We start from the raw sequence: 20,977 nt of genomic DNA, 5'->3' as shown, positions 1-20,977 counted from the left end.
GTTGCGTGGAGGGTTTAAGCTGTTTCCGCCATCAGCTCACGGCCGATCAGCATGCGGCGGACCTCCGAGGTGCCGGCACCGATCTCATAGAGCTTGGCGTCGCGCCAGAGACGGCCGACCGGAAACTCGGATGTATAGCCGACGCCGCCCAGCGCCTGGATCGCCTCGCCCGCCATCCACGTCGCCTTCTCCGCGGAATAGAGGATCGCGGCGGCAGCGTCCTTGCGCAAGCTGCGGGCGTGATTGGCGCGGTCGCAGGCCTTTCCCACGGCGTAGACGTAGGCGCGCGTCGCCTGCCAGGTCGAATACATGTCGGCTAGCTTGCCCTGCATCAGCTGGAAATCGCCGATCGGCTGGCCGAACTGTTTTCGTTCGTGCATGTAGGGCACCACCGCGTCCATGCAGGCCGCCATGATCCCGAGCGGGCCGCCGGAGAGCACCGCGCGCTCGTAGTCGAGGCCCGACATCAGCACGTTGACGCCCTCGCCCACGCCGGCGAGCACGTTCTCCTCCGGCACCTCGCAGTCGTCGAAGAACAGCGGATAGGTGTTGGAGCCGCGCATGCCGAGCTTGTCGAGATGCTGGCCATGGGTGAAGCCTTTAAAACCCTTCTCGATCAGGAAGGCCGTCATGCCACGCGGGCCGGCCTCCGGATCGGTCTTGGCGTAAACGACCAGCACGTCGGCATCGCCGCCATTGGTGATCCACATTTTCGAGCCGTTGAGCACATAGCGGTCGCCGCGCTTGTCGGCGCGCAGCTTCATCGACACCACGTCCGATCCGGCGTTGGACTCGGACATCGCGAGCGCGCCGACATACTCGCCGGAGATCAGCTTCGGCAGATAGCGCTGCCGCTGCGCGTCGTTGCCGTTGCGGCGGATCTGGTTGACGCAGAGGTTGGAGTGGGCGCCGTAGGACAGCCCGATTGCGGCCGAGCCGCGCGAAATCTCCTCCATGGCGACGATATGGGCGAGGTAGCCCATGTTGGAGCCGCCATATTGCTCCGGCGCGGTCATGCCGAGCAGGCCGAGGTCACCAAAACGCTTCCAGAGATCGGCCGGGAACAAATTGGCCTTCTCGACCTCCGCCGCGCGCGGCGCCACCTCAGCCTCGACAAAGGCGCGCACGGTGTCGCGCAGCATGCCGATGTCTTCGCCCAGATCGAAGTCGATGCTCGGGATGTTCAAGGCGATTCCTCCAGTTCCCTGCGAATTTCTTGTCGGCACCAAACCTACCCCCGCCCGGGCGCCGTGGCGGTCGAAAAGGTTGCATTTTCCGCCAAGTTTGGCGAGGGTTTTCCAAAGGACTATCGATGCCCTTTCAGGCCGCAACCGCCACGCCCCGTCGCGCCATGACGCCCGCCGCCTTCGTCCGCAGCGTGGTCGCGGCCTATGCCCGTTATGGGCGAGATCCGGCCGAGGCATTGAGCAAGGGGCAAGTTCTGTCCGACCTAGTCGGATCTGCCGACGGGCGTGTCACCGCGGCGCAGTTTGAGGCGCTGGCGGGTCACGCCATGCGCGAGCTCGATGACGAGGCGCTCGGCTGGTTCTCGCGCAGGCTGCCTTTCGGCACTTACGGGATGCTGTGCCGTGCCTCGATCACCGCGCCCACTCTCGAGGTCGCTCTGAAACGCTGGTGCCGGCATCATCGGCTGCTGACGGAAGACGTGCTGTTCGAGCTTGCGGTCAGCGGCGAGACCGCGACCATTTCCCTTCGCGAGCAGCGCGATCTCGGGCCGTTGCGCGAGTTCTGCCTCGTCACCCTGCTCCGCTATGTGCTCGGCTTCTCCTGCTGGGCGGTGGATTCCGCCATCGCACTCCGCGCGGCGGAGTTTCCCTACTCCGAGCCCGGACACGTCTCGGTCTATCCGACCATCTTCTGCAAGCACGTCCGCTTCGATGCTGACGCCGCCCGCATCGTCTTCGACAAGCATTATCTCTCGCTGCCGCTGACCCGCAGCGCCGCCGACCTCGACAGCATGCTCAAGGGCGCGTTGCGGCTGACCGTGCTACCCTATCGCCGCGATCGTTTGCTGGTGGAGCGTGTCCGACGGGTGCTCCGCGAGGCGCGCGGACGCATTCTCGGCGCGGAGGATGTCGCCAGCGAGCTTGCGCTCTCTACCCGCACCATGCATCGTCGGCTGCGCGAGGAAGCCACCTCGCTCCGCGACCTCAAGGAGGAAGCAAAGCTCGAGCTTGCCAAGCAGGAGCTGATGCGCGGCCGCACGCCGATCAAGCGGATTGCGGAACTCGCCGGCTTCCGCAACGAAAAGAGTTTTTCGCGGGCCTTCCGCAGCTGGACCGGCGCCAGCCCGCGCGAGTTTCGCGACAGATATCGTTGAGTCTCGCGCGGCCGCTATCCTGCCGGCGCCGCAGCCGCGATCTCCTGCACCGGCAGCGGCACGTCCTTCGCGACGCCCAGCACCGGAAAGCTGCGCACATTCTTCACGTTGGGCATCGCTGCGAAATGCAGGAGCTGCTGGCGCATGCTCTCGACGCTCGGCGCGACGCATCTCAGGAGATAGTCGGTGTCGCCGGAAATCCGCCAGCACTGCTGGATGCGCGGGATCACGGCGATCGATCCCTCGAACGCCTCCAGCACCGGCTGAGCCTGGCTGCCGAGCTGGATCGAGACGAACGACACCACCTCATAGCCGAGCAATCGCTCGTCGATGACGGCGCGCACCGCACGGATCACGCCGCGGCTGAACAGCGATTTGAGCCGCCGCAGGCAGTTCGGCGCGGACACGCCGACGCGCAGCGCCAGCTCGTTGTTGCGAACCCGCCCGTCCTGCTGCAGCTCGGATAAGATCTTCAGATCGACGCCGTCGAGCTGGTCACGCCCCGCCATCCCCCACCTCGTCATGGTCCCGTCACGTGGACCAGCGAAGCACGCGGCGGAATGGGTGCCAAGGGCTCCCCGCAGAGGACGGCCGAAGCGACGCCCCTCAGTGCGTCCAGGGCTCACCGCGGCGGAAGGAGAAGTTGTCGGCATACGCGACCTGGCGGTGCAGCGATTCCTTCGGCTCGATCACCTGGTAGGCGATGCCCTTGCGCTCGCAATAGGCGACCGCCTCGTCCTTGGTGTGGAAGCGCAGCGTGATCTGCTGCTTCATGTCACCGGACGAGGTCCAGCCCATCAGCGGCTCGACCGCGCGGGGCTGCTCCGGCTCGTAATCGAGCTGCCATTCCTTGGTCTTGGACCGGCCGGATTGCATCGCGTTCTTGGCGGGCTTGAAAATGCGTGCGGTCATTGGCGGTCCGGCCTCTCGGTCTTTTCGTTCGATTTTGATGCGTCACGGTAGCGATTGGTGGAAACCGCGGGCATAGTATAGAGACACCTTTCGGGAACTGATCGGTGATTCCGGGCCCCCGGGTCCCTCACCGGGGTATAGTCATTATGCTGCACTGTGACAATTGCGTACCCGCCGTCCGCCCGGGAATCATGCCCGGCGGTCCCGCCTCGCCGACCTCAGCGAAACCGTCCCCTTCGAGAGCTCCCGTCGCATGGCCTTCCTGAACATCAACGCCACGCTCCCCGAGAAGGGCCGTGACCTCAGGCTCGACCTGTTTCGCGGTGTCGCCAACTGGGCGATCTTCCTCGACCACATCCCCGACAACGTCGTGAACTGGATCACGACGCGTAATTACGGCTTCTCCGACGCGGCCGACCTGTTCGTCTTCATCTCCGGCTATACGGCCTCGTTCGTCTATGCCCGCATGATGCTGGAGCGCGGCTTCATCGTCGGCGCCACCCGCCTCACCAAGCGGGTCTGGCAGCTCTATGTCGCCCACATCATCCTGTTCGTGATCTACATCGCCTCGATCAGCTATCTGGCGCTGCGCTTCGGCGATTCCGAGATGATCAACGAGTTCAACGTCGCAGGCCTCGTCGACAATGCCACCGAGACGCTGCGCCAGGGCCTGTTCCTGCGCTTCAAGCCGCTCAATCTCGACGTGCTGCCGCTCTACATCGTGCTGATGGGCCTGTTTCCGCCGGTGCTGTGGTTCATGCTGCGCAAGCCCGATCTGACGATGGCGCTGTCCATCATCCTGTGGCTGTCCGCGCGCCATTTCGGCCTGAACCTGAACGCCTACCCGGCCGGCCAGTGGTACTTCAACCCCTATTGCTGGCAGGTGCTGTTCGTGTTCGGCGCCTGGTGCGCGATGGGCGGTGCGCGGCGCTCGATGACGCTGATCAACTCGCCGATCACGCTGTGGCTCTGCCTCGGCTATCTCCTGTTCGCGCTGGTCATGACCATGGCCGGCCGCTTCCCCACCCTCGGCGGCATGCTCCCGGAATGGCTGTTCTCGGCGTTCAATCCGAACGACAAGACCAACCTCGCGCCTTACCGCTTCATCCACTTCGTCGTGATCGTGATCCTGGTGATCCGCTTCGTGCCGAAGGACTGGCCGGGCCTGGAGTGGAAGGTCTTCGATCCGGTGATCGTCTGCGGCCAGCAATCGCTCGCCGTATTCTGCGTCGGCGTGTTCCTGTCCTTCGTCGGCCATTTCGAGCTGTCGATGAGCTCGGGCTCGCTGTTTGCGCAGCTCTTCGTCTCCATCGCGGGCATCGCGATCATGACGACGGTCGCCTATTACATCTCCTGGTCGAAGCGGCAGGACAAGCCGCTGAAGCCGCCGCCGGCGAAACCCGCGGCCGCTCCGGCGTCCAAAGCTGCTTGAAAACAAGCCTGCTTGAAAAGGCCGCCTGAGACCCGTGGCGGCGGAAGCCTCAGGCCGCCGCCTCGCCGTCGTACTCGGTGAACTTCTTGTAGATCCAGTCGCGGCCGTCGTGACGGCGCCAGACCTTGCCGTAGACGAGCTGCCCGTTGATCGAGCGGCGCGGCACGATCACGGTCCAGAGGTGCCAGATCTCGGTCCAGCTCGACCGTTGGCGGGGTGTTTTGGAGGTGAGATCGAAAGTCATGGCGGACAACTCGCGCGAAACGAAACGCCGCGACGAATGTGATCTCGTGTGAGCCGTTGATGCGGCGTCGTCGCGTGCCGGGACCAGCTTGATAGCAGCCGTCAAAACGGCCGCAACGACGGCCCGTGCTTAACCTAACCGATCAACCTTACTTGCCGGCAGACCGCCGCCTTGCCGGTTGAAACGCCTGCCTATCTTTCCTAAGATGCATGCGCGATTTGAGAATGCGTGCGCCGTTTCCGAAGCGCGCGTCCGGTTGATTTTCAAGCTCCATTTTTTCAAACGACTGACTGCGCAGGTCGATGATCATGAATTTGCAGTTTGCACATTTGCATCTGACGATGGTTTTATCGCCCCCGACACCGATCGCCAGGCCGCCCCACGAGAAGTCGGCGAGGGCTGCCAACGACAATTGTCGGGTCTGGCCGCTGATCCCGTTTCCGGTGGGCTGGTACGCTTCGGGCTGAGCCCTCAAAAGCGCAACGCCGCGCAAGCGGAATATCATCGCTCGGCGGCGTCCGTTAGGCATTGGGCGCTGAAATCCCCAACTCTGATATGTCCGTGGCGACGGCCAAAGGTTCGATAAAGCCCAGGTAATTCTGCGCCGGCTAGGCTGTATTAGTTCCAGCAAAAATCGCGCAGAGACAGCGGCCTTCGAACAACAAGCGCCATGCGTTCTGCGTCGCGCTCGACCGCGCTTTTTGGCCCCGCCGCGAAGCAGGCGCAGCAGGCGTGAAAAAAGCGGCGACGCTGCCCTATCTCCGCTTCCCATGCAGCAACCAATCGGCGTGCCACGAGTTGCAGGTTCTTCCCTCTGTCCGGATGGCCCGCGATCAGCCCGCAATCGGATCCCGCCCGCCATGAATGGACAGTTATCCCGCCTCACGTCCGTGTGAGTTGGAGCGCGGCCGGTGAATTTTCGCGAGCGAACAGAGACCAATGAACAGCAGGCCGTTGGCCAAGGGGATGCCGTGAGCCAGGTTGATACGACCGAGAAACTGTCCGAGGCAGAAGAGCCCCCGACGTCGCCGTTAGCACTGTGCGGGCTCGGAATCGCGACGATCGCGATGGTGGGCTGGATCTGCGCACTGGGCTGGCTGGCCTGGCGCCTGGCGGACTGGCTGCTGTTCTAGGTCCGAACGAGTCCGACGGGATCACGCCAGACGCCACGCCCACAGTCGCGGTGTGAATCGTATTCCTGAGTTGGTGGACGGTGACGCTGTTGACGGGACTGGTCAGCGGGAACGGCCGCGCCGCAGGCCGGCGATGACGGAGCGAGGCACGAACCGCGTGTCAGAGTCACGTCAGAATCACTTGGGAAAAGTGTAGGAAATTCAACGTCGGGACTGGTCGGGGCAGCTGGATTCGAACCAACGACCTGCAGTACCCAAAACTGCCGCGCTACCAGGCTGCGCTATACCCCGAATGTCCGGCGAGCCCCGTCGATACACGCTTCCCCAAGCGCCAGCAAGCTTCCGAAGCGCCAGCAAGCGTCCCAAACCGCCGAAACCGCGCCCCTTTGCTCAATTTGCGGATCTATTTGCTGCCGAACAAGGGGTGGCCGACGCGATCGCCGGGACGGATGCCGTATTTCTGCGCTGTTCCCGCCACCACCTCGAGGACGGCCCGGGCGGGACCTCTCGACGAAATGATCCTGGTCGAGAGCGGCTCGGTATTCTCGGCAATGCGCAGGATGCGACCGTCGGCACGAATGAAGATCATGTCGAGCGAGACATAGGTGTTCTTCATCCACATCGAGATTTCCTGCTCGGGGTTGAAGTCGAACAGCATGCCTTTGCCGTCGGCCAATTCCTTGCGGTACATCAGCCCGGTCTGCTTCTCCTCGTCCGTGGTCGCCATCTCCACCGAGAACACCTGCACGCCGTTCTTGGTGACGATCTCGAGCGGCTGGAAGCTGGCCGCGCGAACGGACCCGATTGCGACGGCAAAGCCGGCAACGACGAGGACGGCGGCAAGCCAGCTCCGGGCAGCGGACCGGGCGGCCATTCGATCAAAGCTCATGGAAATGGACTCATTGGGCTGACGGCGAGGGACTGGGCCTGACGGCGCGGGACTGCGGCATCCTTACGCGGCGATCATGACAAAAGCCAGAAGCGCCCGACCCCGGGGCCGCGCGCTTCTGCTCACGAATACGAAAACGGGAAGCCGCCAGCTAGTGCGACTGAAGACCCGGCGATCCGGTCTCGGGATGGATCTCGGCGGCCATCATGCCCTTGGAGCCCGGCCCAAAGCGGACCAGCACATACTGGCCCGGCCGCAGCTCGGTCATGCCGAAGCGGCGCAGCGTCTCCATGTGCACGAAGATGTCGGGGGTGCCTTCGCCGCAGGTCAGGAAGCCAAAGCCGCGCAGCCGGTTGAACCATTTGACTTGGGCCCGCTCGAGCCCGCTGGTCGCGGTCACCGTGACGTGGGTGCGGGGCGGCAGCATCTGCGCGGGATGGATGGCAGTCGACTCGTCCATCGAGACGACGCGGAAGGCCTGATAGCCCTTGGCGCGCTGGATGCACTCGACGACGATGCGGGCGCCCTCGTACGCGGTCTGGAAGCCGTCGCGCCTGAGCACGGTCACGTGCAGGAGCACGTCGGGCCATCCATTGTCGGGAACGATGAAGCCGTAGCCCTTTGAGGCGTCGAACCATTTGATGACGCCATGGACCTCGACGAGGTTGGCGGTGCTCTCACCCAACCCGGTGAAGGGACTGAGCGCGCTATCGCGACCGGCGCCGTGCTCGCCCGGCGCGGGAGCTCCCAGCTTCTTGGACTCAAATCCGTCCGACGACCCCATAACCCCGGACCCCACACATGCCATGCAACCCGCCTCAATGGCGGCGTCGAATTACGCGTCTCTAGAGAACCTTCAGAGAATCTTCTCAATCGACGCGACGCGAATCTTTCGAATCAAAAGATAACACTCCCGGTTGCGAGGCATAGACAAAAAAGAGATTCGCCGGAACCTATGAACAGCTTGCACAGGCGCGAATCAAATTGATGCCTCAATTTCCGACAAAGGGCCCGAGTGCTTCGCCGATGTCGTGATGGATGACGAGGTCGGCAATGTCGTCCTGCTCGGTCGGCTCGCGATTGATGATCACCAAACGTGCACCTGCGTTCTTCGCCATCATCGGAAAGCCCGCCGCCGGCCACACCACGAGCGAGGAACCGATCGCGATAAAGAGATCGCAAGCCTGCGACAGCTCGGTCGCGCGCTGCATTTGATCCTCGGGCATGGCCTGACCGAATGAGATCGTTGCGGTTTTGACCGGCTCGTCGCATGCGATGCAGTTGGGCGCGGCGCCGTCCTGGTCGAAGCGGCGCTTCACCCAATCGAGCTGATAGGCCTGCCCACATCCGATGCAGCGCGCGTAAGTGGTATTGCCGTGAAGTTCAATCACGCGATCGGCGGCGAAGCCCGAGGCCTGGTGCAGATTGTCGATGTTCTGGGTGATGACCGCGGGAATCTTGCCGGCGCGATGCAGCGAGGCGAGTGCGCGATGGCCGCGGCCGGGTTTCGCTGCGGCGAACACCTCCTCCATCGCAAAACGCCGGCGCCAGGATTCATCGCGCGCCTCCTGGCTGGCCACGAACTCTTCGAACTGGATCGGACGGTTGCGGGTCCAAATTCCACCCGGCGAACGGAAGTCGGGGATGCCGCATTCGGTTGAGATGCCGGCGCCGGTGAACGGCACGATGATCCCAGCACTCGCGATCATGTCGCCGAGCCGTTCGACACCGCTCTGAAGGTCCGATGCAATCACTCGCCGCCTCCTGATTTGCCGTCGCGCCAGCTGCAACATCTGCAAGCGACAAGATTGTTGACGCTGTTATCCACCGCCGCGCAAGTCGCGGGCGGCGATAGGGCGGCAATTTTTTCCGGCCTTCGCTTATCACAATCCTGCAATGCCTCCTCCCCATTGACGCCCCAATCAGAAGCGCCAATGCATGTGTTGACGCGACTCAACGTGATTGCGGCGGCAGTGCTTGAGTTCGGCAGGTGCACGTATACTCAGGTGTAGTGGGGGATTTGACATGACCGAAGACGAACAACGCAAGATCCGCGAACGCGAAGAGATCGCCGCCCGTGTCGCCGCTTTCCGTGCCACGCAGGAAAAATTCAAGCGCGAGCGCGAGGAGTATTTCGTCTCGACGCTCGAGAACGCCCGCAAGGTGGAACGGCCCTCGCTCTGGCCGTAAGACGTCGCGAAAGGACGCACACGAAACAAGACCCTGCGCCTACGAAAAAGCCCGGAGCATCGCTCCGGGCTTTTCGATTCTGCAGCCGTTACCAGTGACGGTAGTAACGGTGGTGTCGGTAGTACGGTCCACCATAATAGGCGTACGGGCCGGGGCCGTAGACGTAGGCCGGGCCGCCATAGTAGCCATAGCCCGGACCGTAATAGTCATAGCCATACGGATGCGACGCGGCGATGGCGCCTGCGGTGATCGCACCGGCGGCCAAGCCGAACGCCAGGCCCGGGCCAATGTGGCGCGCCTCGGCAGGCGCAGGGGCCGCGACAGCGGTTACGCCGACGGCTGCGACGGTGGCAAGGACTGCGAGTGTCTTCCTCATGATCTCCTCCTTCGCATCTCGCGGAGACAACGCGGACCATCGGGGATGGTTCGTCTTCGGTGGAACCGCGCCGCGCAGAAAAGTCTCGTGTGAAGAGGAACAATTTCGGGACGCGCGGATTGGACCTGCAAGTGCGGAAGCCTCCGCCATCCGGGTCGAGGCGACAGCACGACGACCCCGTCAGCATCTCCGCGGTGCTGGCGGGGTTTTTATCTGCATTGCTGACCCGTATTCGCAGGCTTGTTCCCAAATCCAACGCGCACATTACGACGAGCTCGCCCGCGCCATTGCCGAGTTCCTCAAGGATTCGCCTTCGGCGGAATCGGAAGTCGGGAACAAGCGCGCCGCGCACACGTTGAGGTAGTCTTCCCGCAAGAGGAGAGGCGCATCATGCCTGCCTGGCTCGAAGTATTGCTCAACCTGTCCGGCTATGCCGGGTTCGTGGCGCTTGCGACCCGCGGCGCCGCATGCCGGCAGGAGTCCGCCGACGATGAGGTCTATGGCAGCAAGCGCTAGTTCGCGTGCGGCGGCTGTCCTGCCGTGCGCACCAGCCGGTCGGCCTTGACCGCGGCGCGCGTGTCGTCGACCTCGGGCCGTAGCGAAAAGCTGATCACCACGAAGGCGAGACAGAACAGCGTGCCGACGACAGCGACACGGCGATAGGTCTGGCGGTCGCCGTGATAAAATGACGGTTCTAGAAATGGGGTCATTGGCAAAAATCGGTTTCTTGTTGTCTTTGCCGGACTCCTATCCCAAGGCGCGGCAAGCGCAACGCGATTGGGCTTTTAACCTAACCGAATAGGGTTATCGCGATCGCTGCAAGCTTTCGTTAGGAGACAGCCGAGCGTCTCAGGCCTCGGCCAGCCACTTCAGCGATGCGCGAAAGCCGAGGCTGCGATGGCCCGCGACCAGCACGGTGCCGTACACTTCGGCCCCCTCCTCGCTGAATGTGCCGGAGAAGCCGCTGGTCGCCTCGGCGCCGGCGAACAGCGGCCTGACAAGCGGATCGGCGAACGGCGAATGCTGGTTGGTGGCAAGGTCGCCCTTCCAGGTGCCGTTGCCGACTGTGTAGGAGCCGCGCGACCAGAAGTAGGGTCCGCCGCCGAGCAGCACGCCATCGCGCAGGATCAATACGCCGCTGTCGCGGCCCTTCACGCCGTCGAGCATGTGGATGTGGATGGAGTAGAGCCCGTTCTTCATGGCAGCGCCCACCGTGGCCTGCGACGATAGCGCGGCGCGCGGGGAGCGTCGAGCCGGCAGCCTCTCGTCCTTCGGTGACCGGCTTTGTTCGGGCTTCGCCGCCATTTCGTTCCCGGAGAACGAATCGGAATCGACGAAATCGGAACCAGGCAACTCCTAACAATCGGTTTGCGTCGCGCCAACCGATGCGCGGGTCACATCGCCGTTGCGGACGGCGCTCGCGACGGCGGCTCTTGCGGCACGGACGAGCACGCGCAGCTTGTTCTGCAAACGACTCCATTTCGTTCCCGAAGAACGAATCGGAGTCGCGAAAATCGGCGCGATGCGATTCCTAACGATCGATGAAGCGCCGTCACGTCTTCAGCCGCGTACGCTCAGGCCGCGCGCTTGTTGCCCTTCTCCGAGAAGCATTCCAGGATCTGGATGCGGAGCTCTTCCGCGGCCGGGCCCTCGAGCTTCCTGAGCTGGTTCCAGAGCCGGATCACTTCGCGCTGTTTCTCGACGGTCATGAGTCACCTCCAAGGCGGGTGACTCACTAGAACAAAATGAGAACAAAAAGTCCAGCCCTCACGCAAAATTTCACGGGCATGTCGCGCTGAACATTTTCGCCGCGCCGGAGACCCATGGACGCCAGGGATTTCAGCGCCCGGTCACATGGCAGCGCCGCGAAGGACGAACATAGTCCGTCACCGCGGCGCGGTTCCTTTTTGGATCTTCAACCTTAAGTGAAGCACGATCTCGAGTTTGAGATGGCTGACGGCCAGGCGCTGAAATCCCAACGCCGTCAGCGAGAGAGCCCCGTGCGCAAGCGCGGGGTTTTTCTTCTTGGAGATCGGACGATGACTTGTGGGGACGGGCGAGCACGATCTCTCTTTGCGCGATGAACTTTTTCAGTGCTGGCGCGTCTCATAAAGGAAGCTTTCCCCAGGCTTCACCCCCATCAGAAAACCCCGCTCCCCCCAAGGCGGGGTTTTCCCCTTTTATCGGCATCACGCCGGCGGTCCGCGCGCTCAAGGCTCACGCAGACGGTGCGCGATCGCCGTGGATCAGACCGAGTCCTTGGCCACCTTCAGCGGCGAGGCCTTGACCGATTTGCTCGCCGGCTTCGCAGCAAACTGCATCGGCTCCTTGGTGAAGGGATTGACGCCCATGCGGGCTTCGGTCGCAGGCTTGTTGACGACCGACATCTTCACGAAACCGGGAATGACGAACTCACCGGACTCGTTGAGCTCCTTGTAGCCAACCGTCGCCATGTATTCGATGACCGACTTCACGTCGTTCTTCGCAAGCTGCGTGCCTTCCGCAATTGCATCGATCAATTGGGTCTTGGTCATCTTCGCCATGTCTGGATTTCCTCTGAATTGGATGCGCGCGAGCGGCGACGGTGCTTGGTCCGGGAAGCGGTAAAACTACGCGGGCTACGCGTCAGTTCATGCCTGTCGGCCACGAAGCAGCCGGGCTTAGAACCCATTGAGGCCGAAAACGCAAGCAGCAGTTCGACCTGAGTTCCGTCATGTTTCCGCCGGATCGTGCTGTCTATGCCGACGACAAATCGAATTCCACAGCATCCCTAGAGAGTTCTGCCAACTTGCGAACGCATCCGCGCTCGCGCGCGACCAGGTCTCCCGAGACACACGGGCATGCGCGGCAGCATGCGATCAAGCGCGCCCGCCTCGCCGCGTCATGCTCACAGGCTCGGACCGAGGACCGGTCGAGACCGTTCCTCGCGATGACCGCAATCAAGGGTTCTCTTTTCGGACCATCTCCTGCATAATGCTGCATGGCAAAAATAAAAGTGACCTTCAGAACCGCCCGGATTGCAGACAACGAGTGGAAAATCCTGGCTGATTACCCCGACCACGAGCAGCGCCAGATTACCGGCTTCACCAGCAAGGCAGATGCCGACGACTGGATCAACGGCGACCGCAAGATCGCCTGGCTCCGTTCCCAGGGCTATGCCAAATAAGGCTATGCCAAATAAGGCTACGCCAAATAGGGCTACGGCAAGTGAGCTAGCCGAGTGAGGTAGCCGGGTGAACACGTGAGATTGCGTCACCTCGCCGTGAAACTTGTGACTCGACAGACATTGTTCAGACTCTGGTAACCCAACGCATCCACTCTCCATTCAGTATCGTTGCGTTGGAGTACCCCACAGTGCTGGATTTTGACGAGCTGCGTGAACTCGCGGCCGATGTTCGTGTGTTTGTCGATGTCGCCGAAGACAAGGCCGAAGCGCTCAGGGCGGTCATCGGCGCCTATGACGTGGTGCTGGCGATCTTCCCGTCCGGAGACGGCATGGGCCTCCACGTCATCAAGGGCAAAGAGATCCTGGACAAGATCACGACATCACGCACGCACGCGGCCTACAGCCACACGGCGATCGCGGTTCCCGACCTCGAGCATGCCGAAGTGCTGAAGCTGCTGACGACGGCGGCGCCGGACGTGCAGCGGATTGCAGCTTAAGCGCAGGCTTCTGCCAGCGACATCGACGCAGCCGTACGCGCTGGTTGTGACCTCCGGAACGAGGGCCGCCTCGAAGACGGCAAGCCGCCGAAAACGACGAAGCCGGCACCGGCCACTAAAGCCGCTTTTCGAAAACCGCTCCCGGCGATGTCGGGGGCAGTTTTTCGCATTTCGGATTGGCGCTGCCGGAACGTCTCGCTTCAGTGTCCCCACAACGCGACCGTCAGGCCGATCGCGATGAAGCCAAGACCGATGATCGCAGTCGCGATTTCGGCGGCGTTTTCCAGACTGAACAATTTGACGATGGCGGTCCCGACCGCACTGAGGACGATGTCGAACACCAGGCTGAGCAAGGCGTCAAGCATGGCCGCTCATCCTGCCTTGCCTTGGCGGACGTCATGCACCACGTCGCCGATGGTGCTGCCCACCACAATTGCGGCGACGACAGGCCAGCCGGCCGACGCCAGCAGGATGGCGCCGTAGCGCATCTCCTCGTCCGGGTGTTTGAAGCTATCGACGGCGGCAAACAACAGCACCGCGATCAGGCAGCCGACCACATATCGTTTGAACCAGCTCACGGCGAAAGACCTCGTTTCCAGGCATTCGTCGCGTCACACGCCACGCTGGTTCATCGAGGCGGGCCATCCCGCCCCTCGCCGGCAGGACAGTGCCGACGATAACGCATGCGTGGCCACGAATTTCGGTGACAGTGCACTCAATTCACTCGTCGTCGCCGCCCTGCTCGTCCTGCGGCTTCGGTCCGCGCTTGGCTGCTTTTAGAGGCCGCCCGGTCAGCCGCTCGAGGCGGGCGAGGAAACGATCATTTCCGAGCGGCCGGCCGATGCTTTCCGCAGCGCGCAGCCGGTCGAACAGGTCCGTCTCCGGCGTGCCGTGGAGCAGGTCGGCGAAACGCGGGAAACGCTCCCTGATCGGTGCAAGCGCAGTCACTCCGTCGTCCTTGCCGCGCAGATGCGCACGCGTGCTCGACCAGCGCCAATCCTGCGCCCGCTGCACCAGGCGGGCGCGCACCGGGTTGAGCGACACGTAGCGCAACGCCGCCGCGAGATGCTCTTCGTCCATGGCCACCGCGCCGAAGCGCCCCTGCCAGAAGTGCCCCGTGCGCTTGCGCCGCGCCTGGATCACGCCCGCATAGGACCGGTGCACGCGTGCAAGCGCCCGGCGCAGCCCGTCCATGTCGGACGGGACCAGAACGAGATGCACGTGATTCGGCATCAGGCACCACGCCCACACCTCGACCCCCGCCGCCCGGCAGTTCTCCGCGAGCAGGTCGCGATAGAGCGCATAGTCGTCATCGCCAAAGAACGTACGCGCCCGGCCATTGCCGCGCTGGGTGACATGGTGAGGATGACCTGGAATGACGACACGGGCAAGACGGGCCATACCCCATCATGACCCCAGAGCCGCGCGATGTCAATTTAGTGCACTGTCACCGTAATTTCGTAATTTGCCGCTGCGTGTCAAGCAACTCGCTGCTCCGAGACCTTGGCAATCGCATCCTTTAATACGTGACGTCGGCCCCTTACGTGTCCCGTGCTCAGCCAAATGTCGCCGGCTGGCTCGTGCGTCAGGCTGTCGATAGCGGGTTTCTACGGAAATCTCAAAGGTTCGTCCGGCCTCGCCGTCAGTACACCGCATCCGACCGGTGGCGGGTCAATGCCACCTTCTCCCGCTCGCCGGATCAGAACGCTCACGCCGTCAGCGTTCTGTATGTCGCCGGTGCAGCCGCGGCTCCTTTGCCCGTTCAACCGGCGCCAGCGCCGAACATTTCACCATCTCCGACGCCACGGGCGAAATGACAGGGCTTGGCACCTCGCCGCGCAAGTGTGGCCCCTCTGTCTCGCGACCAGCGTAGGCGGCGGCGTTGCCCAAATCGGACCGAAGTCAACCGAACGGTGGAGGCAGCGGCCGCTCGTTTCAGATTGAGTGTTTGTGCTTTGCCGGGGACGTCAACCATTGCGATGAAGGAGTTTAAATTCGATGGCGGACAAGCCGGTTTATTCGACGGACCAAATTATCGCTCAGCTTCAGACGCAGTGGGCGACAAATGATATCGCCTACCACGACTGGGACCAGTCGACTGTCAGCTACTTCATTGGCGACACCACCGCCGTAGGCGACGGCAAGACTGGCGAGAGCAAGGGCTGGACGGCCATGGCCGCGGATCAGACCGCGGCTGCGACCGAGGCCTTTTCGATCTGGAATGAGCTGATCGCGAATATCAACCTCGTCGCGGTGACAACGGTCGATACCGCGAACATAACGTTCGCTTACTCAACCACGACGACCAAGGATGGCACGTACACCGCGCCCACTCTCGGCAGCTCGACAGGCGATGTGAGAAGCATTCTCGGGACTTATTCCGATTTTTCGATCAAGCATCAAGCGATATGGATGGATGCCAATCCAACATGGCCGTCGCTGCAGACCGGTGCAATCGCGACTTTCTCGAGTTACGGGCTGGATACATTCGAGCATGAGATAGGGCATGCGCTGGGTCTGTCGCATCCTGATCCTTACGATGCCTCAGACGCCATCAAACCAACTTACGATGCGAATGCGACCTTTCTGGAGGATCAGCGCAAATATACGATCATGTCGTATTTCGGCTCTGAGAACACAGACGACTCGGGCTGGTCGAACACGGAAACTCTCACATCAAACTTCTTCTCGTCCACCCCGATGGTCTACGACATTGCGGCGATCCAGGAAAAATATGGCGCCGACTTCACCACCCGCGACGGCGACACCACCTATGGCTATAACTCAACCGCCGGGTGGGACTTCTTCGACTTCACTAAAAACGCGAATCCGGTGTTCACCATCTGGGATGGCGGCGGAAACGATACAATTGACGCCTCCGGCTACGACAAGGCCCAGACGATCGACTTGACGCCGGGCGGCTATTCGAGCGTGATGGGCCTGACCGATAACGTCGCGATCGCGTTCGATCCCGGCAATGGATACTCCGGCGGCGCCAACGATGCCCTGATAGAGAATGCGATCGGCGGCAGCGGCGACGATACGATCACCGGCAATTACGGCAACAACCACCTGGTCGGTAATAGCGGAGACGACCGGCTCTACGGTATGACCGGTGCCGACGTGTTGGAAGGCGGCGACGGCGACGATCTCCTGGATGGAGGCGGCACCGGCAACGGCATCTATGTCAGCTTGACCGACGTTCTGACGGGTGGCGCTGGCCGTGACGCCTTTGTCTACACCCCGGGTGATCACCACACCACCATCACCGATTTCTCGATCACCGACGACAAGCTCGACCTGACGCAGGTGACCCAGGTTCACGACATGACCAGCCTGATGGGCTACGCCCAGCAGGTCGGGAATGATCTGGTCTTCGATTTCGGAAACTCTGGTGACTCGCGCGACGTGCTGCGCCTGCAGAACACGACCCGCGCGCAGTTCGAGACCATCGATCCGCTGTCGCTTGAGGTGACAGCCTCGGCAAGCATCACGATCACACCGAATCCGGCCGACAATGTTTCGCCCATGTATGTCTCGGTGGCGCCGCTGTCCGGAGGCGGGTTTGTCGCCACGCGGTTTTCGGCCCTGGACTATCCCGCCCACCGGATCCTCGCCTTCCGCTACGACGCCACGGGCACGCTGGTGGATAGCGTCCAGGTCAACACCGGCCCGTCGGACGCCATCATGGTCCGCGCGATCGGGCTCGGCAGCGGCAAGACGCTCGTTGTCTGGGATTCCCCGAACGGGGGAGAGGGCAGGACCCACGCCATCCTCGCCCGTCTGCTGGACGACACCGGCACCCCGATCGGGGACGAATTCACCGTCAACCAGACGCACTTCGCACCGGGCGGCGACTCATATTATCTTTCGGTCTATGCGTCGAGCGGCGGCGGCGCCGACGTGGAGTACTACGCGCCCTCATCGCTGATAAGCCATGGCAGCCCGGTAAACCTCGCTTACCGCGCCGGTATCTCGGCAGACGGCGACGTGGTTGGCGAAACCAGTCTGGGCGATGACTATCGAGGAATGTTCAACTCGAACGTCAACTATACCTATGCCATCCCAGGGTATGACTACTACGCGCAGAGCGGCGAGGATGGCAAATATCACGCCTTCTACAAAAAGGTAGGCGAAGCCCCGGTACAGCTCGACGACGGTGACTTCTTCCCGGATAGCATCGGACTGGACCAACCTCCATTGCAGGCGATGCGACTCACCGATGGACGCATCCTGTTCTCGTATCTGAGCGGTTACTTTGCCGGCTTGTCGCAGTGGGTGGTCGCCGACAAGGTCACTATAGTGAACGCTGATGGGCATGGATTCACCAGGCCGGGCACGGATGGTGATGACTATCTGCAAGGCGGAGTGGGCAACGACCAACTCTACGGCTTTGGCGGTAACGACGTGCTGTTGGGTATGGGTGGCGGCGACCTGCTGGATGGCGGGGCCGGAACGGACACCGCGGCCTATTCGCGCTCGACGGTGGGTGTCACGATCGATCTGCACCTCACCGGGCCGCAAGGCGGGGCAGGCGACGGTACCGGCGACACGCTGGTGTCGATCGAGAACCTGATCGGCAGCGACTTCGGCGACAGTCTGGACGGCGATTCCGGACCAAACCGCATCGATGGCGGGAAAGGCGACGACATCATCCATGGCAATGGCGGCAGCGACATGCTGCTCGGCAGCGCCGGCAACGACACGATCGTCCTGACCGCGAATGTCCCGATCGGCGAACCGGCGCCGGAGGCCCATGGCGGCGATGGCGACGACAAGATCACGATCAATGGCGACAACGCCGTCGCCTATGGCGACGATGGTGACGACAAGATCACCGTCAACGGCAATCACAACACGGTCTACGGCGGCGCTGGCAACAATACCCTCACCGTGATCGCTGGAGAGGGGAATATTCTGTTTGGCGGAGACGGCGCCGACGCTCTCACCGGCGGGCCCGGCGACGATGTTCTTCGTGGCGGCGACGGCAACGATTTCTATGCCCCCTCTACAGGCCACGACATCTACGACGATACGGGCGGCGATCGGGATTACCTTATATATGATGGCGTCCTGGCGGATTTCGCCATCAGCTATGACCCGATCTCCGGCACCCTCACGATCAGAGACACCCGCCCTGGGGCGCCGGATGGCGTCGCGACCATCAACGGCATCGACGATTTCACTTTCCGGGACGGCGACCATACGCTGGCCGAAATGGTGAAGATTGCCGGCGGACCAAGTGGCCTCAGTCGGGTCGTGGACGGGTATATCGCCGGCGCGACGGTTTTTGCCGACGCCAACGATGATTTGTTGCTCAGCCCCGGCGAGGTCTCCACCCGCACCGGTGCGGACGGCGCTTTCACGCTCGTCGGCGGAACGGGGGTGTTGGTGGCGACCGGCGGGACCGATGTTTCGACCGGCCTGCCGTTCGGGGGGCTGCTTCTCGCTCCCGCAGGTTCGAGCGTGCTCACGCCGCTCACGACGCTCGCGACGCTGCTGAGCGTCGGGACGGTGCTGACGAAGCTTGGCTTGCCGACCGGTTTCGATCTCCTGCACGCCGACCCGGTCGCGCAGGCGGGCGCCGGCAACGCGGATGCAATCGCCGTGCTGATCGCCGGCGCACAGGTGCAGGACACGGTCTCGTTGATCGCGGCCGCGCTCGTCGGTTTGGGCCAGGACCCGAGCGAGACGGCGTTCAACGCGATCCGCGCCGTCGCGGGACAGTTGAGCACCCAGAGCGCCGTCGACCTCACGAGCGTCGCGCAACTGACCGCAATGGCCACTGCGGCGGGGCTCAGTGAGGCGGTCGCCGATGCTGTCGCGCATGTCGCGGCCGCGACCAATACGAGCCTGGCGCACCTCTCCACCTCTCCGACGGTGTTAGACGACGTGGCGTTCGTGGAAACGGCGGTCCAGGGAAGCGCGGTGGACGCCGTCACGCAGGCGGAGAGCGACCCCGTGCTGCTCAACGCCGTGGTCGCGGCCTTTGTGGATGGCGTCGAGACAGGGAATGGGTTGCCCACCGCGGGCGGTGATCACGTCACCGCACAGGAACATACGCCGCTCGTCATATCGACCGCCGCACTTCTCGCCAACGACACCGATCCCGACGGCGACACGCTGAGCCTGGTCAGTGTCGGTCACGCGACCCACGGCGACGTGGTGTTCGATGCCACCAATCAAACCGTCACCTTTACGCCGGATGCCGGCTACAGTGGCGCCGCGGCGTTCGACTACACGATTTCCGACGGCCATGGCGGCCTGGCCACGGCGACGGTCGGCGTCACCGTCGCCATCGCGACACCCGCGGCTCCGACGCTGACACTTGCCCACGATTCCGGCGCGTCCGGCACCGACCGCGTCACCAACGATGCAACCATTGCGGTCGCGGCGGTCCCCGGGGCGACACTCACCTATACGGTGGATGGAAGCGTCGTTGCTTCCTATGACCCCGCTGGCCTCACGCAGGGCGTCCACCACGTCAGCGTTACCCAGACCAATGCCGCCGGATCCGTCTCGGCCGCCGGCGAGATCGAGTTTACTTACGACACCGTGGCGCCGGATCTCGCATTCGCCGCGCCAACCGGACCCACCATCACGGACAGGCCAACCGAAATCTCCGGCACCGCCGGGCTTGAGGATTCCGGGCGGACCGTCCAGATCAGCGAAGGCGGATCGGTGCTCGGCACCGCGATTGTAGGCTCCGACGGCAGCTGGCACGCTGATGTCACGCTCCACGGTGTCGGCGATCACACGCTGGTCGCGTCGGCCACCGACCTCGCGGGCAACACGGATCAGATCTCGACCACGCTGTCGGCGGCCGCCAATGGGGTGCCCACCGCGGGCGGTGATCACGTCACCGCACAGGAACATACGCCGCTCGTCACATCGGCCGCCGCACTTCTCGCCAACGACACCGATCCCGACGGCGACACGCTGAGCCTGGTCAGTGTCGGTCACGCGACCCACGGCAACGTGGTGTTCGATGCCGCCCACGATACCGTCACCTTTACGCCGGATGCCGGCTACAGTGGCGTCGCGGCGTTCGACTACACGGTTTCCGACGGTCATGGCGGCCTGGCCACCGGGACCGTTGGCGTCACCGTCAAGTCAGGCACCACCGGGGGCGGCTGGGGCGACGTTCACTACACTTCGTTCGATGGATTCAAATTCAATCTGCAGTCGACTGGCGATTATGTCATCGCCCACGCGACGTCAGGCCCGGAATTCGAGATCGAGGGACGCGCTGAAAATCTGGGGCACACCGGGGTCAGTTATCTGACAGCCGTCGCTGTCGAGGCGGGCGACCACCTCATTGTGTTCGACGAGGCCAAGCCGAGCACGATGCTCGTCGACGGCCATGCCGTCACGTTCGCGGTCGGCGACCGCCTCGACCTCGGAGATGGTGTCGTCATCGGCAGGGCGACAGCGACGACGCATCAGATCGAGACATTGCTCGACTTCGTTCAGATGACCGATCACGGCAGCTATCTCGATCTTTCCGTGCATGCGGGAAGCGCCCGCGGGCCCGGCAGTTTCGAGGGATTGCTCGGCAATCTCGACGGCAACGCCAGGAACGATTTCGGCCTTGCCAATGGCTCGTGGCTGGTCAATCCAAGCACCAAGGTAATCGAAGGGCTGTTTGCGGATGCCTGGCGGGTTGGACCGCAGGACAACATGCTCGTGAGCCTCGGCAACGAAACTTTCGCGCAAAGGCTAAGCGATGCGACGCATGATCATGCGTCGGCGATCTCCGTACACGACTGGCACATGATCTGAGCGTTTGCCAAAGAG

Annotated in this window: 24 protein-coding genes and 1 tRNA gene; 8 read left to right on the top strand and 17 right to left on the bottom strand. The window is 62.9% G+C overall.

From position 1 onward, the window contains the following. Positions 1-14 precede the first annotated feature (14 nt). On the bottom strand, positions 15-1,142 hold the full coding sequence (locus ABIC09_RS10845; protein ID WP_502917663.1) for an isovaleryl-CoA dehydrogenase: 1,128 nt from the start codon (positions 1,140-1,142) through the stop codon (positions 15-17). Positions 1,143-1,312: 170 nt separating this feature from the next. On the opposite strand from ABIC09_RS10845, the gene ABIC09_RS10840 reads away from it, so the two are divergent. Beyond that, the gene (locus ABIC09_RS10840; RefSeq protein WP_354109242.1) at positions 1,313-2,341 is read left to right on the top strand and encodes an AraC family transcriptional regulator; all 1,029 of its coding nucleotides are present in this window, start codon (positions 1,313-1,315) and stop codon (positions 2,339-2,341) included. A gap of 14 nt (positions 2,342-2,355) precedes the next feature. Here the strand turns inward: ABIC09_RS10840 and ABIC09_RS10835 are convergent, their stop codons facing one another. Together ABIC09_RS10835 and ABIC09_RS10830 are read right to left on the bottom strand one after the other, a co-directional pair. Continuing rightward, entirely contained in the window at positions 2,356-2,850 is a 495-nt protein-coding gene (locus tag ABIC09_RS10835) for an Lrp/AsnC family transcriptional regulator (protein ID WP_354082814.1), read from the bottom strand. Between the two features lie 97 nt (positions 2,851-2,947). Then, positions 2,948-3,253 (bottom strand): ETC complex I subunit, encoded by a 306-nt coding sequence (locus tag ABIC09_RS10830; RefSeq protein WP_057754809.1) that lies wholly within the window; start codon positions 3,251-3,253, stop codon positions 2,948-2,950. Positions 3,254-3,506: 253 nt separating this feature from the next. Here ABIC09_RS10830 and ABIC09_RS10825 point away from each other — a divergent pair, with 253 nt between their 5' ends. Next, on the top strand, positions 3,507-4,685 hold the full coding sequence (locus ABIC09_RS10825) for an OpgC domain-containing protein (RefSeq protein ID WP_354082813.1): 1,179 nt from the start codon (positions 3,507-3,509) through the stop codon (positions 4,683-4,685). 49 nt (positions 4,686-4,734) lie between these two features. Here ABIC09_RS10825 and ABIC09_RS10820 read toward each other — a convergent pair whose 3' ends face one another. After that, positions 4,735-4,929, bottom strand: a complete 195-nt coding sequence (locus ABIC09_RS10820) for a hypothetical protein (RefSeq protein ID WP_148753906.1) — start codon at positions 4,927-4,929, stop codon at positions 4,735-4,737. Positions 4,930-5,077: 148 nt separating this feature from the next. Next, positions 5,078-5,422, bottom strand: coding sequence for a hypothetical protein (locus ABIC09_RS10815; RefSeq protein WP_148753905.1), 345 nt, complete (start codon positions 5,420-5,422; stop codon positions 5,078-5,080). 418 nt (positions 5,423-5,840) lie between these two features. Here ABIC09_RS10815 and ABIC09_RS10810 point away from each other — a divergent pair, with 418 nt between their 5' ends. After that, the gene (locus ABIC09_RS10810; protein ID WP_354082811.1) at positions 5,841-6,062 is read left to right on the top strand and encodes an RNA-binding protein; all 222 of its coding nucleotides are present in this window, start codon (positions 5,841-5,843) and stop codon (positions 6,060-6,062) included. Between the two features lie 214 nt (positions 6,063-6,276). On the opposite strand, the gene ABIC09_RS10805 is transcribed toward ABIC09_RS10810, so the two are convergent. The 4 genes from ABIC09_RS10805 to ABIC09_RS10790 form a co-directional block, all read right to left on the bottom strand. Continuing rightward, a tRNA-Pro gene (locus tag ABIC09_RS10805) sits at positions 6,277-6,353 on the bottom strand. Between the two features lie 112 nt (positions 6,354-6,465). After that, the gene (locus ABIC09_RS10800; protein ID WP_354109241.1) at positions 6,466-6,951 is read right to left on the bottom strand and encodes a DUF192 domain-containing protein; all 486 of its coding nucleotides are present in this window, start codon (positions 6,949-6,951) and stop codon (positions 6,466-6,468) included. A 151-nt stretch (positions 6,952-7,102) separates the two neighbouring features. Next, positions 7,103-7,735, bottom strand: a complete 633-nt coding sequence (locus ABIC09_RS10795) for a cold-shock protein (protein WP_187435163.1) — start codon at positions 7,733-7,735, stop codon at positions 7,103-7,105. 208 nt (positions 7,736-7,943) lie between these two features. Continuing rightward, complete coding sequence (locus tag ABIC09_RS10790; RefSeq protein WP_354109240.1) at positions 7,944-8,705, bottom strand: SIR2 family NAD-dependent protein deacylase; 762 nt, start codon at positions 8,703-8,705, stop codon at positions 7,944-7,946. A gap of 271 nt (positions 8,706-8,976) precedes the next feature. Between ABIC09_RS10790 and ABIC09_RS10785 the strand changes: the two genes are divergently transcribed. Continuing rightward, a complete protein-coding gene (locus ABIC09_RS10785) occupies positions 8,977-9,141 on the top strand; it encodes a hypothetical protein (RefSeq protein ID WP_164933808.1) in 165 nt (54 codons plus the stop codon). Positions 9,142-9,229: 88 nt separating this feature from the next. Here the strand turns inward: ABIC09_RS10785 and ABIC09_RS10780 are convergent, their stop codons facing one another. Then, complete coding sequence (locus ABIC09_RS10780; RefSeq protein ID WP_354109239.1) at positions 9,230-9,517, bottom strand: hypothetical protein; 288 nt, start codon at positions 9,515-9,517, stop codon at positions 9,230-9,232. A 390-nt stretch (positions 9,518-9,907) separates the two neighbouring features. Here ABIC09_RS10780 and ABIC09_RS10775 point away from each other — a divergent pair, with 390 nt between their 5' ends. Beyond that, positions 9,908-10,033 (top strand): hypothetical protein, encoded by a 126-nt coding sequence (locus ABIC09_RS10775; protein ID WP_283812769.1) that lies wholly within the window; start codon positions 9,908-9,910, stop codon positions 10,031-10,033. On the opposite strand, the gene ABIC09_RS10770 is transcribed toward ABIC09_RS10775, so the two are convergent. The 4 genes from ABIC09_RS10770 to ABIC09_RS10755 all read right to left on the bottom strand — a co-directional run bounded on the left by ABIC09_RS10770 (position 10,030) and on the right by ABIC09_RS10755 (position 12,060). Next, on the bottom strand, positions 10,030-10,227 hold the full coding sequence (locus ABIC09_RS10770; RefSeq protein WP_354109238.1) for a hypothetical protein: 198 nt from the start codon (positions 10,225-10,227) through the stop codon (positions 10,030-10,032). The genes ABIC09_RS10775 and ABIC09_RS10770 overlap by 4 nt on opposite strands. 139 nt (positions 10,228-10,366) lie before the next feature. Further along, positions 10,367-10,717 (bottom strand): GrlR family regulatory protein, encoded by a 351-nt coding sequence (locus ABIC09_RS10765; RefSeq protein WP_354109322.1) that lies wholly within the window; start codon positions 10,715-10,717, stop codon positions 10,367-10,369. Between the two features lie 374 nt (positions 10,718-11,091). Beyond that, positions 11,092-11,226 (bottom strand): hypothetical protein, encoded by a 135-nt coding sequence (locus tag ABIC09_RS10760; protein ID WP_354082803.1) that lies wholly within the window; start codon positions 11,224-11,226, stop codon positions 11,092-11,094. Between the two features lie 537 nt (positions 11,227-11,763). Continuing rightward, complete coding sequence (locus ABIC09_RS10755; protein ID WP_027531020.1) at positions 11,764-12,060, bottom strand: HU family DNA-binding protein; 297 nt, start codon at positions 12,058-12,060, stop codon at positions 11,764-11,766. A 437-nt stretch (positions 12,061-12,497) separates the two neighbouring features. Here ABIC09_RS10755 and ABIC09_RS10750 point away from each other — a divergent pair, with 437 nt between their 5' ends. Together ABIC09_RS10750 and ABIC09_RS10745 are read left to right on the top strand one after the other, a co-directional pair. Continuing rightward, positions 12,498-12,683: a hypothetical protein gene (locus ABIC09_RS10750; RefSeq protein ID WP_148753900.1), complete on the top strand. Its 186-nt coding sequence runs from the start codon at positions 12,498-12,500 to the stop codon at positions 12,681-12,683. A gap of 188 nt (positions 12,684-12,871) precedes the next feature. Then, entirely contained in the window at positions 12,872-13,180 is a 309-nt protein-coding gene (locus ABIC09_RS10745; RefSeq protein WP_354036877.1) for a hypothetical protein, read from the top strand. Between the two features lie 200 nt (positions 13,181-13,380). Here the strand turns inward: ABIC09_RS10745 and ABIC09_RS10740 are convergent, their stop codons facing one another. The 3 genes from ABIC09_RS10740 to ABIC09_RS10730 all read right to left on the bottom strand — a co-directional run bounded on the left by ABIC09_RS10740 (position 13,381) and on the right by ABIC09_RS10730 (position 14,581). Further along, positions 13,381-13,545: a hypothetical protein gene (locus ABIC09_RS10740; protein ID WP_354109237.1), complete on the bottom strand. Its 165-nt coding sequence runs from the start codon at positions 13,543-13,545 to the stop codon at positions 13,381-13,383. A 6-nt stretch (positions 13,546-13,551) separates the two neighbouring features. Beyond that, the gene (locus tag ABIC09_RS10735) at positions 13,552-13,758 is read right to left on the bottom strand and encodes a hypothetical protein (protein WP_354036879.1); all 207 of its coding nucleotides are present in this window, start codon (positions 13,756-13,758) and stop codon (positions 13,552-13,554) included. Between the two features lie 142 nt (positions 13,759-13,900). After that, the gene (locus ABIC09_RS10730; protein WP_354109236.1) at positions 13,901-14,581 is read right to left on the bottom strand and encodes a transposase; all 681 of its coding nucleotides are present in this window, start codon (positions 14,579-14,581) and stop codon (positions 13,901-13,903) included. A gap of 597 nt (positions 14,582-15,178) precedes the next feature. On the opposite strand from ABIC09_RS10730, the gene ABIC09_RS10725 reads away from it, so the two are divergent. Continuing rightward, complete coding sequence (locus tag ABIC09_RS10725) at positions 15,179-20,962, top strand: cadherin-like domain-containing protein (RefSeq protein ID WP_354109235.1); 5,784 nt, start codon at positions 15,179-15,181, stop codon at positions 20,960-20,962. Positions 20,963-20,977 lie beyond the last annotated feature (15 nt).

The sequence above is a fragment of the Bradyrhizobium sp. S3.12.5 genome (genome assembly GCF_040548225.1).
In the GTDB taxonomy this organism is placed as follows: Bacteria; Pseudomonadota; Alphaproteobacteria; order Rhizobiales; family Xanthobacteraceae; genus Bradyrhizobium; species Bradyrhizobium cytisi.
Note: the sequence above shows the minus strand (reverse complement) of the source record. Positions and strands in the feature narration are given on the sequence as shown.

What these genes read in the sequence shown, in the direction of transcription:
- ABIC09_RS10845 (WP_502917663.1), bottom strand. Translation starts at nt 1,142, where the DNA reads ATGCTGCGCGACACCGTGCGCGCCTTTGTCGAGGCTGAGGTGGCGCCG.
- ABIC09_RS10840 (WP_354109242.1), top strand. Translation starts at nt 1,313, where the DNA reads ATGCCCTTTCAGGCCGCAACCGCCACGCCCCGTCGCGCCATGACGCCC.
- ABIC09_RS10835 (WP_354082814.1), bottom strand. Translation starts at nt 2,850, where the DNA reads ATGGCGGGGCGTGACCAGCTCGACGGCGTCGATCTGAAGATCTTATCC.
- ABIC09_RS10830 (WP_057754809.1), bottom strand. Translation starts at nt 3,253, where the DNA reads ATGACCGCACGCATTTTCAAGCCCGCCAAGAACGCGATGCAATCCGGC.
- ABIC09_RS10825 (WP_354082813.1), top strand. Translation starts at nt 3,507, where the DNA reads ATGGCCTTCCTGAACATCAACGCCACGCTCCCCGAGAAGGGCCGTGAC.
- ABIC09_RS10820 (WP_148753906.1), bottom strand. Translation starts at nt 4,929, where the DNA reads ATGACTTTCGATCTCACCTCCAAAACACCCCGCCAACGGTCGAGCTGG.
- ABIC09_RS10800 (WP_354109241.1), bottom strand. Translation starts at nt 6,951, where the DNA reads ATGAGCTTTGATCGAATGGCCGCCCGGTCCGCTGCCCGGAGCTGGCTT.
- ABIC09_RS10795 (WP_187435163.1), bottom strand. Translation starts at nt 7,735, where the DNA reads ATGGGGTCGTCGGACGGATTTGAGTCCAAGAAGCTGGGAGCTCCCGCG.
- ABIC09_RS10785 (WP_164933808.1), top strand. Translation starts at nt 8,977, where the DNA reads ATGACCGAAGACGAACAACGCAAGATCCGCGAACGCGAAGAGATCGCC.
- ABIC09_RS10780 (WP_354109239.1), bottom strand. Translation starts at nt 9,517, where the DNA reads ATGAGGAAGACACTCGCAGTCCTTGCCACCGTCGCAGCCGTCGGCGTA.
- ABIC09_RS10775 (WP_283812769.1), top strand. Translation starts at nt 9,908, where the DNA reads ATGCCTGCCTGGCTCGAAGTATTGCTCAACCTGTCCGGCTATGCCGGG.
- ABIC09_RS10770 (WP_354109238.1), bottom strand. Translation starts at nt 10,227, where the DNA reads ATGACCCCATTTCTAGAACCGTCATTTTATCACGGCGACCGCCAGACC.
- ABIC09_RS10765 (WP_354109322.1), bottom strand. Translation starts at nt 10,717, where the DNA reads ATGAAGAACGGGCTCTACTCCATCCACATCCACATGCTCGACGGCGTG.
- ABIC09_RS10760 (WP_354082803.1), bottom strand. Translation starts at nt 11,226, where the DNA reads ATGACCGTCGAGAAACAGCGCGAAGTGATCCGGCTCTGGAACCAGCTC.
- ABIC09_RS10755 (WP_027531020.1), bottom strand. Translation starts at nt 12,060, where the DNA reads ATGGCGAAGATGACCAAGACCCAATTGATCGATGCAATTGCGGAAGGC.
- ABIC09_RS10750 (WP_148753900.1), top strand. Translation starts at nt 12,498, where the DNA reads ATGGCAAAAATAAAAGTGACCTTCAGAACCGCCCGGATTGCAGACAAC.
- ABIC09_RS10740 (WP_354109237.1), bottom strand. Translation starts at nt 13,545, where the DNA reads ATGCTTGACGCCTTGCTCAGCCTGGTGTTCGACATCGTCCTCAGTGCG.
- ABIC09_RS10730 (WP_354109236.1), bottom strand. Translation starts at nt 14,581, where the DNA reads ATGGCCCGTCTTGCCCGTGTCGTCATTCCAGGTCATCCTCACCATGTC.
- ABIC09_RS10725 (WP_354109235.1), top strand. Translation starts at nt 15,179, where the DNA reads ATGGCGGACAAGCCGGTTTATTCGACGGACCAAATTATCGCTCAGCTT.